We start from the raw sequence: 8,809 nt of genomic DNA on the forward strand, positions 1-8,809 counted from the left end.
GCACGGCCCGGAAGGGGCCGCCGCCTGCCGCCGCCACGTCACCTCGTACTTGGCCACCCAAGCGGTCGCCCTGTTCGCAGTCGACCGGTACCTCGGCCTCGGCCTCGACTGGCGGCGCGCCGCCGCCGGCCTGGCCCTGTCCGCCGTCACGCACTACGCGGCCGACCGCTGCGCCGGGCACTGGGACGACGACTCGGACGACGCCCCGCTCCTCGTCCGCGCCGCGCACAAGCTCGGCAAGGGCGGCTGGCTCACCCGCGACCCCCGCGCCGGAGCCATGATCGACCAGGCGTGGCACAAGGGGTGGGTCGGCCTGGCCGCCGTCGTTGCCGCCGGACACCGGACAAGCCGTTGACCGGCCTGGGCCCTGTCCGGACACCACGACGGCCCCCTCCCAGGCAGGGGCCATCGTCGCGAGGCCAGCGCGGGACAGCGACCACCCACACTCAGGTCGGAGGGCTGGCGGTGGCCATGCTCTGGCAAGGTGCACTTCCACGGCGCCCTGCCGTGCGCGGTAAAGGGCCGATGAATGACCAGGTCACGCGGGCGGCTGCTGGCCGCCAGGAGCCCCCTCCTGTTCCCCGAGCTTCCGCTTACGGTCCCTGCCCGACCCGGAGTAGCCGCGCTCGATGTCCTGGACCGTCCCGGCCGCCACTCCAAGCTCCTCCGCGATCTTCCGGTAGGAGACCTTCGCCGCCCGCTGCTGCCTCACGTAATCCTGCCGGATCTGCTTCAACTTCTTCGTGTGGTCCGGCTGGTCGCGCAACACCCGGCTGATAGCTCGCGCTTGAGCTGCCGGGTCGTCCATCTGTTCAAGGGCTTCCAGTGCGTCGATCACGCGCCGCGCCTCCTCCTCCAACACCTCGTCGTCGGCCATCCCGGTCCTCTTCTGCGGGTCGGCGCTTGCCCACTGTAAGGGGCTCCCTTACAGTGGCAATGCAACGCCACGTTGCTCAGCACAAACCCCGGCCGAAGTGGTCGCACACGGAAGGTCGGGGCCGCTGAAACAGCGGTGCCCGGAGGTCGCACTCCGGGCACCGCCTCAGCCCCGCCCGAGGTCGCACACGGGCCGGGATGCCAGACCTGCCACTAACAGGAGCTGACGCATGAACTGTACTGATCAGGCCGTCCAGGCGGGCACGGCCCGCATGGACGACTCCGCCGCGGCCGTTCTCGTCGCCGTCGAACAGCACTTCCGTACCGTCAAGCCCACCGGCGTCCTGGAGAGCATCAACCTCCTGGTGTGCGTCGGCGCGGAGGCGTACAACCTCGTGGGCCGTCGGATGAGCGGGAACGCTCTGGCTCTCGCCACGGCGGCGATGGCCCTGATGCCGGAGCTGCGCGAGGGCATCACGCGGGGCGAGTACGCCCTGCTGCTCCGCGCGCTGGTCGGCTCGACCGGCCCCGCGTGGACCAAGGACGAGCTCGTACGACGCCGGGCTGATGCTCGTTCCCACCACGTCCACCGTGATGCAGGGGGCGCTGTGATGGCGCGCGAGACCGCCGCTCAGCTCATCGCCGAGGCGAAGAAGACGTACGCGGCCAGTGCCCCTCAGCGCGACCCGAAGGCCGTCGCCGCCGCCGCCGCGAAGGCCGCCAAGTACGCGGCCGACGCCCGGGAGGCGAGGCGCTGATGGCGACCACGCCCCACCCGCAGGAAGACGCGAACGCCACGGCCGCCGAAATCCAGGCCCGCGCCGCGCAGGACCGCAAGGCGCAGCAGGACGCCCAGGACACCCGCGGCGTGCTGCCGAAGGTCGGTGACTGAGATGGGCATCCTCGACCGGCTGTTCCCGGACGACCGACAAATCGCGGCCAGCAAGTTCTCCGGCCGCGAGTCCGCCACCGAGGCCGCCACCCGCAAGCGGCAGGCCGAGGACCGGACCAAGCGCGCCAAGAGCGCAGCCGAGGCCGCCCGCGCCGGACAGGCGTGGGAGGAACAAGACCGCCGCCGGTTCCGGTAGGCGGCAGACCGGCCGGCCCGTCCCTTCCCCCAGGGCGGGTCGGCCATCCCCGTGTCGCGACAGAGAGGCAACCCCATGGACCAGGCCACCGACCAGCAGCGCATTCCGGGCGTAAAGTACCGGAAGGTCCGGCTGCACCGCGAGGAGACGACCGTCATCGACGGCGTCCCCTCCACCCGCCACGTGCCGTACGACGGTTGGGAGCCGGTCCCCCCGCGCGAGTGGGACGAGTTGATCCTGCGCGGCGTCACCGGGGTGGCCATCGGCTTCATGGGCATGGCCGTCATGGCGGGCACTGCGAGCATCGGCGGTCTCCTCGACCCGCTGGTTCCCTCCGTCATCGCGTACGGCGCAGGGTCGGTGTTCGCCATCGCGTGGCTCTACTGCGTGGCCATTGAATGGTTGAACCGCACCGCGCCCGAGCGGGCGCGCCCCGCGAGGATCGCCGGATGGTTCTTCCTGGCGCTCAGCATGTGTGCCGTCGCCGTATACGGCCACACGCTGAACCAGCCCTGGGCGGGCGGCTTCGGCGCGGGCATCGACCTGGTCGCCAAGGGGGCGTCGTGGCTGCTGCTCCGTGAGTACGCCGTCCCGCTCGACGCCGGTGTCGCCCACTGGGTGAACGAGCAGGAGCAGAAGCTGGCCGGGCGCGCGCTGCTCGCCGGCCGGGTCCGTCGCCTCAACCGGCGCGCGGCCTACCAGCAGGCCGTGGGAGGAAAGGCGTACCAGGCCGCCAAGGCGATCCTCGGTCGCGCCGAGGCGGCGCGCAGCCTCCCCGAGGCCGCAGCCGAGCCCGCTCCGGAGCCTGTCCCTGCGCCCGCGCCCGCCGCTCCCCCGGCGCCGCCCGTCGTCCCCGCAACCTCCGCGCCCGTCACCCCTGCGGCCCACCCCGGAAGTTCAGTCCCTCCGGTCCCTCCGGCGGACGAGCAGAACGGCCAGGGCGACGAGCAGCAGGCCCCCGTCCCGCCGGTCGCCGAGATCAGCCGCCCGGGGATCGCCGCGATCTGCCGCCGGGAGATCGGCGCCGACGCCGAGGTCACGGACGCAGCCCTCGTCACCGCCGTCCTCGCAGCCGGCCATTCCGACAAGCCGAACCTCGCCGACACCGTCCGACGCAGCGCACAGCGCGTCGACCCGACCCGGAAGGCCCGGAAGATCTCATGACGCTCGTCGTCGTTCTCGCCGTGGCCGCTGCTGTCGCCTGGTACCTCCAGGACCGGCAGCGGCCCGACGCGGGCGCCTCGGCCGCCGACCAGGCCCGCCTCGCCCCGCTCGCCCGCTCGGGCTGGACCGTCCTCCACGACCGCGCCCTGCCGACCGGCCGTGCCAACGTGGATCACCTCCTGGTGAGCCCGCGCGGCGTCGTGATCGTCCTCGACTGCAAGAAGTGGTCCGCCCACTTCCCGCTCAGGTCCGAGGCCGGTCGGCTCATGCACGGCGATTGGGACGTCACCGGCCGGCTCGACGGCATCCGCCACGAGGCCCGGACCGTCGCCCGCGTCCTCGGCTGCCCCGCGATCCCCCTCGTCTCCATGGAGGGCGCGCGGCTCGACTGCGGCGAGCTGGTGCTCGACGGCATCCGCATCGTCCCCACCGACCGCGCCGTGCCCGTCCTCCGCTCCCTCGCGCGACGTCACCGCGCAGGGGGGGAGCACCCCGGCCGCCGTGCCGCCGCCCTCTTCCCCGTGTACCGAAGGAAGTGACCGCCGTGGACAGCACCCGAAGCGACGACCAGCCCGAAGACGAGGCCCCGGCCGAGACTCCCTTCCACGTCCGCGACGTCCTCGCCTTCCGGCGGCCCAAGGCCGAGACCGAGACCGAGGAGACGGAAGAGGCCCCCGAGCCCGCCCCGGCCGCCACGGTTCCCGAGCAGCCCAAGACCCTCGGCATCAGCGACCGCGCCCCGAACGGGTGGGGGCCGAAGCCCGTCATCACCGCCGGGTGCCAGCACCCGAACCCGCGCGCCTTCCGGATCGAGGGGCACGACGAGCCGATCCCCTTCTACTGCCCGGACTGCAAGGCGGACCTCCACCCCGACATCCCGGACGACAAGCCCCCGGCCAGCCCGCCCACTCCCGCCAAGGAGTGCGAGCACCCGGCCCCCCACGAGGTCCGCAACAAGGTCACCGGCCAGCTCGTCGCGTACTGGTGCGCCGTCTGCGAGACGCAGCTCCACGTGCCTGACGACTATGACGAAATCGCCGACGTCACCGACGCGGACGACGGCGAGGAAGGCGACGGGGGAGAGCAAGGCGAGGATGGGAAGCCCGTCGACAAGGTCCCGCCCGCCATCCGCCGCCACTGGCCCATGCGCGGTAACGGCAAGAAGACGTACGCGCGGCCGGTGTACGGCAAGACCTCGGACGAGCACAAGAAGTCCCTGATCGAGGCGTGGACGGGGATGCCGAAGAAGACCCGGCACCTGCTCTACAACGGGACCGCGCTCGGCGCTGGCTTCCACATCGGCGTCCCGCAATTCTTCACGGCCGAGGTCGCTTACCTGGCCGACACCTACGGCTCGTGGACCGACTTCCACGTGTGCCTCTGGTACGGCGTCGCGGTCGGGATCTGGGTGATCGACTACCGCACCCGGAACTGGTTCCCGCTCTTCGCGCTAGCCGCCCGCATCCCGCTCGTCTCGATGATCGTCGGCGTGCCGATGTACGGCAATCCGGTCGCCTGACCACCTTTCTCCCTGAACGGAAAGCACATGAGCTTGATCCCCGCCTTCGGCGCCGCCGGCCTCGCCCTCGGCCTGACCGGCATCCTCTTCTTCGGCACCAGCACCGGCGGCAAGGTCAGGCCGCTCGGCTGGTGGTGGACGTTGTTCCTGGCCATGGTCGCCGGGGCGTCGTACAAGGCCGCCGGAACGCCCTTCGATCTCGTGTCCAGCCTCGTCAACGACCTGCTCGGCCTGTTCGGCGATGTCGCCCCCGGCACCACCATGGCGGGCATCGCCCTGTTCCTCACCGGCGTGATCCTCTACAAGAAGCTCACAACCCGGCAGGTGGCCGTGATCGGCATCATCTACTGGTACGTCGCCTCCGGCGCGGGCGGAGGGTTCTCCCTCCTCGCCGAGAAGATCGACGTCATCATGCAGAGCTTCGCCTGATGGGTGCCCACCTGCACGCCGTCCCCGACCCCGAGCCCGACGAGGCCCCGGGGCCGGGGGACTGGCCTGTCCCGCTCGTCGTCGCCCCGCGGCCCCCGGCGGACGACGAGACCCTGGCCGACACCCGCCAGTTCGAGGACGCTCCCGCCGACGAGGAGGAGCAGGACCCCGACGACGAGCGCCGCGGCCTGCTCGCCGAACTCCAGCCGTACTACGACGTCCGCCCGCTCGCCGAACTCGGCCCGATCGCCGTCGAGGTCAGCAAGATGGCTGGCCCGCCGCTCATTCGAGGCATCGCCCGGGTCCTGCGCGCCCTCGTCCAGATAGCCGCCTGGTACGGCCGGGGGATCGGCGTGCTCCTAGTCCTCCTCGCCGGATGGCTGTCCGGGAAGTACGGCAAGCGAGGCAGCCTCGGCCCCCGGTTCGCCGGCGTCGCGTTCGTCCTCTACGCCGCCGTGAAGCTGTCGCAGAAGTACGAGCACGCCTGGCTGTTCGTTGTCATCGCGCTGGTCGTCACTGCGGCCCTAGCCGCGTCCGGCCACATCGAGATTCCCGTAAGCAAGCCCGCGAAGAAGGGCGACGACGAGAAGAAGACGGAGGAGGAGGGCGGCGTGAAGAAGGGCGGCACCAAGAAGAAGCCCGCCGCCCCAGAGGAGAAGGAAGAGGGCCCCGAGGAGATCCCCGAGGTGTCGAAGGAGGCCGCCCCCGAGGCTCCCCGGAAGAGTCTGCTGGCCCGCCTCCTCGGCCGCCGGGCGACCCCCGCCGAGGAGTCCCCCGCCGACCCCGAAAAGGCCGACTCCGAGGACCCGGAGGAGGACCCGGAAGAGGGCGAGGAAGAGGCCCAGGCGGCACCCTCCCACGAGGACGTAATCCGGGCCCTCCACTACCTCTACCGAGGGGGTAGCGGGGTGCTGAATACGGCCCTCGCTCAGCACCTCCAGCTCCCCCACACCCGGGCCCTGAAAGAGGTGCTGACAGAGGTCGGCATCACCCCCCGCCCGGGGGTGCGCACACCGGCCGGGAATGGGCCCGGCGTGCACCGCGACGACTTCCCGCCTCTGCCCTTCTCTCAGAAAGACCCCCAGGGGTCCGGTGTTGCCGCAGGTCAGACCGCCAACGTCAACGCCAACAACGCCGAGAGCGGCCCAGAGGGGTTGGGTGTACGGGGCAACGTCTGGACGGCGGAGGAGGTGGCGCAGGGCTACCGGTGGCTTCAGGACCCCACCAAGCCGTGCGCCTGGAAGATCGAGAAGCACGACGAGTCCTGACGCTCGGTCGCGGAGTGAGCGCAACCTGTAGCCGTGGGGTCGGAGCGTCCGTCATGATGGTGGTGATCTGAAATGAGGGAGGGAACGGCGATGAGCCACACCCAGCACACTCCCCACGGGCAGTGCTGCTGCTGCGCCCGAGCGAACGCCGCCCAGGCGGAGGAGCCCGAGCCGTTCCGGTTCTCCGACGTCCCGCCCGGACAGTGGTTGGTCGGCAGCCTGATGATCCTCGCGATCATCGTCACGATCGCCGTCCGCCACCTGTAGACCCCGCCCCGCCCCCCTCGGCGGGGTCGAGACGACCGAGGCCGCACACGATTCGTGTGCGGCCTCTGGCGTGTCCCGAGGGTGTACGCTCCCCCGCCCAGAGGCACGGTTTGGAGGGTGGCGTCATTGCGGGTACGACGGCCTTCGTGGAGGTTCTCTTCGGCGGCTGCGTGGTCGCGGTCACCGCGGTCGTTGCGCGAGCGAAGGTGGAGATCGCCCGGATCCAGGCGAAGGCTGGCGACCCGAACCGTCGGAGCTGACCCGGGTCAGCCCTCGTCGGCGGTCGTCTTACGCTGACGAAGTCCGGGCACCTTGTACTCCCGGGCGATGCCGGTGATGGTCCCCTCGGTCCACGGCGTGTGTGCGGCGAGCGCGCCGTGGGAGACGTGCGCCGCCCGCAGCTCCTTGGCGACGGCCGCGCGGGCGGCGTGCCGCTTCTCCTCCTCCAGCTTCACGACGTCCTCCCACTCCTTGATCGCGGCGAGCATCGCCTCGCTGGGCTTGTAGTCGGCATACGTGTTGCGCGGTCCAGTTCGGCTCATGCCCTGAGTGTTCCACAAGCCGGTTTCGGCAAACTCGATACGGACAAGCGATTACCTGAATTCATTTCGAGTAATCTGTTTCGCTTAAGCCATTACGGAAATGATGGAGGTGTAACCATTCACCACCTCACCCGGAAGGCCCTACATGACCGACAGCCCCGCCCGCACCTACGCCGAGCGCCTGGCCGCAGCCTCCCCCCTGGCCGCCGCAGCGCTCGCCCTCGGCGACTTGGCCAAGCCCAGCGACCGCAACGCCGAGATCGCCCAGCTCGGCCAGAAGGCCGGCCTCCTCCTGGTCTACGGCGGCGACGACTTCGACCCGCATTTCGCGCGGCCGGACGAGACGAACACTCGGTGCGGCCAGGAGGTCGCCCGCTGGCTGAACGAGGAGCAGACCGCCCGGATCTCCGTGCTCTGCACCGCGTGCGAGAAGGCCGCCACCGAACGTCTGGTCACCGAAATGCTCAAGGCCGCCAACGAAGCGGACGCCCGCGTTCGCACCAACCCCGATCCGACCGACCGCGAGTGGCGGGCCGCTCTGGAGGACCTGACGGTCGCCCTCAACTTCGTCAGGAAGCACGATCCGGTGATGGCCAAGGTGATCGACTCCGCCGCCCAGGAGACCGCCGACGACGCCGCTCCGGCCGAGCCGACCAAGGGTGTTGCGCCGAGGCACGCCGCACAGCCAGACACGGTCGCGGCCCTCGCCGTCCTCGCCGGGTTGAAGGCGGCCGAGCTGACCGATGTGCACGACCTCACCGAGCCCTCCGACACCGACCTACCGGTGCGGGGCTACGCAGTCGAGCCCCGCGGCCACGGCCTGGTCGCCGCGTACTGGCTGGAGGGCGGCCTGGCCCGGCGCCGGGACGACGGGTGGCACGGCCCCGCCCTTGACGCCCTCGCCGACCGGTTCAAGGACGCCGGATGGGCCGTGGAGCCCCTGCGCGCCAGCTCGCTGTGCGTCTTCGCCCACCGCCCCCAGCCGGATCCGGCCCACGCCTGACCCGCACGACCACCTGGAGGCGGACCGCCCGGCCCGCCCCCGGCCGCTCACAAGGAGATCGCCATGTACGAGGCCACCATCCAGCACCGCGCCGTTGAGGAGAAGACGTTCACCGCGAAGGACGGCGGCGAGCTGCGCACCCTCATCTACGGCGTTGCCCGCGCCCAGGGCAGGCGGGTCGAGAACGACAGCGACATGATCGCCGAGGCCGGGGCGGTCCGCTCGCGCGCCGACATCGAGGGCGTCGGGCTGATCGAGGTCTACGACCTGACCGTGGAGGTCAGGCCCGCTGAGAACGAGACCGACTACGCGTGCGAGGGCCACGAGAGCCTGTACGTCGGCCTGGGCGAGACCGCGTTCTGCGACGGAACGTGCAAGCCGCGCGCGATGTTCGACCGCGAGGCCCTGGTCGACCTGTCGCTCGCGCTGGACAACGCCGACCTGGACGAGGCCGACGGCTGCGGACAGTGCGGACTCGTGGCCGGCCAGATGTGCGTGGACTGCGGGCGCTGCAACTGCTCGCGGCACGACTCGTGCAAGCGGCCGACGACCGCCAACTAGCCACCCTGCCACCACCACCCCAGCAAGGGGGCGAAGGCCCTGACGCGAGCACTAGCCCCCCGGCGCGCCCGACGCTCCGCACTCCCTCGGAG

General features: G+C 71.2%; 14 protein-coding genes. 12 read left to right on the forward strand and 2 right to left on the reverse strand.

Annotated features, from left to right (window positions below; all coding sequences use genetic code 11):
- Window positions 1-355, forward strand: a 355-nt coding sequence (locus ACWF94_RS24870) for a hypothetical protein (RefSeq protein WP_453492527.1), incomplete at its 5' end; no start/stop codon positions are given.
- A 183-nt stretch (window positions 356-538) separates the two neighbouring features.
- Here the strand turns inward: ACWF94_RS24870 and ACWF94_RS24875 are convergent.
- Complete coding sequence (locus ACWF94_RS24875; RefSeq protein ID WP_453492530.1) at window positions 539-877, reverse strand: hypothetical protein; 339 nt, start codon at window positions 875-877, stop codon at window positions 539-541.
- A 229-nt stretch (window positions 878-1,106) separates the two neighbouring features.
- Between ACWF94_RS24875 and ACWF94_RS24880 the strand changes: the two genes are divergently transcribed.
- The 9 genes from ACWF94_RS24880 (at window position 1,107) to ACWF94_RS24920 (ending at window position 6,611) form a co-directional block, all read left to right on the forward strand.
- A complete protein-coding gene (locus ACWF94_RS24880; RefSeq protein WP_453492533.1) occupies window positions 1,107-1,634 on the forward strand; it encodes a hypothetical protein in 528 nt (175 codons plus the stop codon).
- On the forward strand, window positions 1,634-1,768 hold the full coding sequence (locus ACWF94_RS24885; RefSeq protein WP_453492536.1) for a hypothetical protein: 135 nt from the start codon (window positions 1,634-1,636) through the stop codon (window positions 1,766-1,768). Before ACWF94_RS24880 ends, ACWF94_RS24885 begins: the two co-directional genes overlap by 1 nt.
- Window positions 1,761-1,964, forward strand: a complete 204-nt coding sequence (locus tag ACWF94_RS24890) for a hypothetical protein (RefSeq protein WP_453492539.1) — start codon at window positions 1,761-1,763, stop codon at window positions 1,962-1,964. The genes ACWF94_RS24885 and ACWF94_RS24890 overlap by 8 nt, the downstream gene beginning before the upstream one ends.
- 75 nt (window positions 1,965-2,039) lie before the next feature.
- Entirely contained in the window at window positions 2,040-3,128 is a 1,089-nt protein-coding gene (locus ACWF94_RS24895) for a hypothetical protein (RefSeq protein ID WP_453492542.1), read from the forward strand.
- Entirely contained in the window at window positions 3,125-3,667 is a 543-nt protein-coding gene (locus ACWF94_RS24900; protein ID WP_453492545.1) for a nuclease-related domain-containing protein, read from the forward strand. The genes ACWF94_RS24895 and ACWF94_RS24900 overlap by 4 nt, the downstream gene beginning before the upstream one ends.
- 5 nt (window positions 3,668-3,672) lie before the next feature.
- Window positions 3,673-4,647: a hypothetical protein gene (locus tag ACWF94_RS24905; protein WP_453492548.1), complete on the forward strand. Its 975-nt coding sequence runs from the start codon at window positions 3,673-3,675 to the stop codon at window positions 4,645-4,647.
- A gap of 27 nt (window positions 4,648-4,674) precedes the next feature.
- Complete coding sequence (locus ACWF94_RS24910) at window positions 4,675-5,076, forward strand: hypothetical protein (protein ID WP_453492551.1); 402 nt, start codon at window positions 4,675-4,677, stop codon at window positions 5,074-5,076.
- Window positions 5,076-6,344, forward strand: a complete 1,269-nt coding sequence (locus tag ACWF94_RS24915) for a hypothetical protein (protein ID WP_453492554.1) — start codon at window positions 5,076-5,078, stop codon at window positions 6,342-6,344. The genes ACWF94_RS24910 and ACWF94_RS24915 overlap by 1 nt, the downstream gene beginning before the upstream one ends.
- Window positions 6,345-6,434: 90 nt before the next feature.
- Window positions 6,435-6,611, forward strand: a complete 177-nt coding sequence (locus ACWF94_RS24920) for a hypothetical protein (protein WP_453492557.1) — start codon at window positions 6,435-6,437, stop codon at window positions 6,609-6,611.
- Between the two features lie 266 nt (window positions 6,612-6,877).
- Here the strand turns inward: ACWF94_RS24920 and ACWF94_RS24925 are convergent, their stop codons facing one another.
- A complete protein-coding gene (locus tag ACWF94_RS24925) occupies window positions 6,878-7,153 on the reverse strand; it encodes a hypothetical protein (RefSeq protein ID WP_453492560.1) in 276 nt (91 codons plus the stop codon).
- 145 nt (window positions 7,154-7,298) lie between these two features.
- Here ACWF94_RS24925 and ACWF94_RS24930 point away from each other — a divergent pair, with 145 nt between their 5' ends.
- Both ACWF94_RS24930 and ACWF94_RS24935 read left to right on the forward strand, forming a co-directional pair.
- On the forward strand, window positions 7,299-8,156 hold the full coding sequence (locus tag ACWF94_RS24930; protein WP_453492563.1) for a hypothetical protein: 858 nt from the start codon (window positions 7,299-7,301) through the stop codon (window positions 8,154-8,156).
- Window positions 8,157-8,219: 63 nt separating this feature from the next.
- Window positions 8,220-8,717, forward strand: coding sequence for a hypothetical protein (locus ACWF94_RS24935; protein WP_453492566.1), 498 nt, complete (start codon window positions 8,220-8,222; stop codon window positions 8,715-8,717).
- Window positions 8,718-8,809: the final 92 nt, after the last annotated feature.

It is taken from the genome of Streptomyces sp. NPDC055078 (assembly GCF_053607985.1).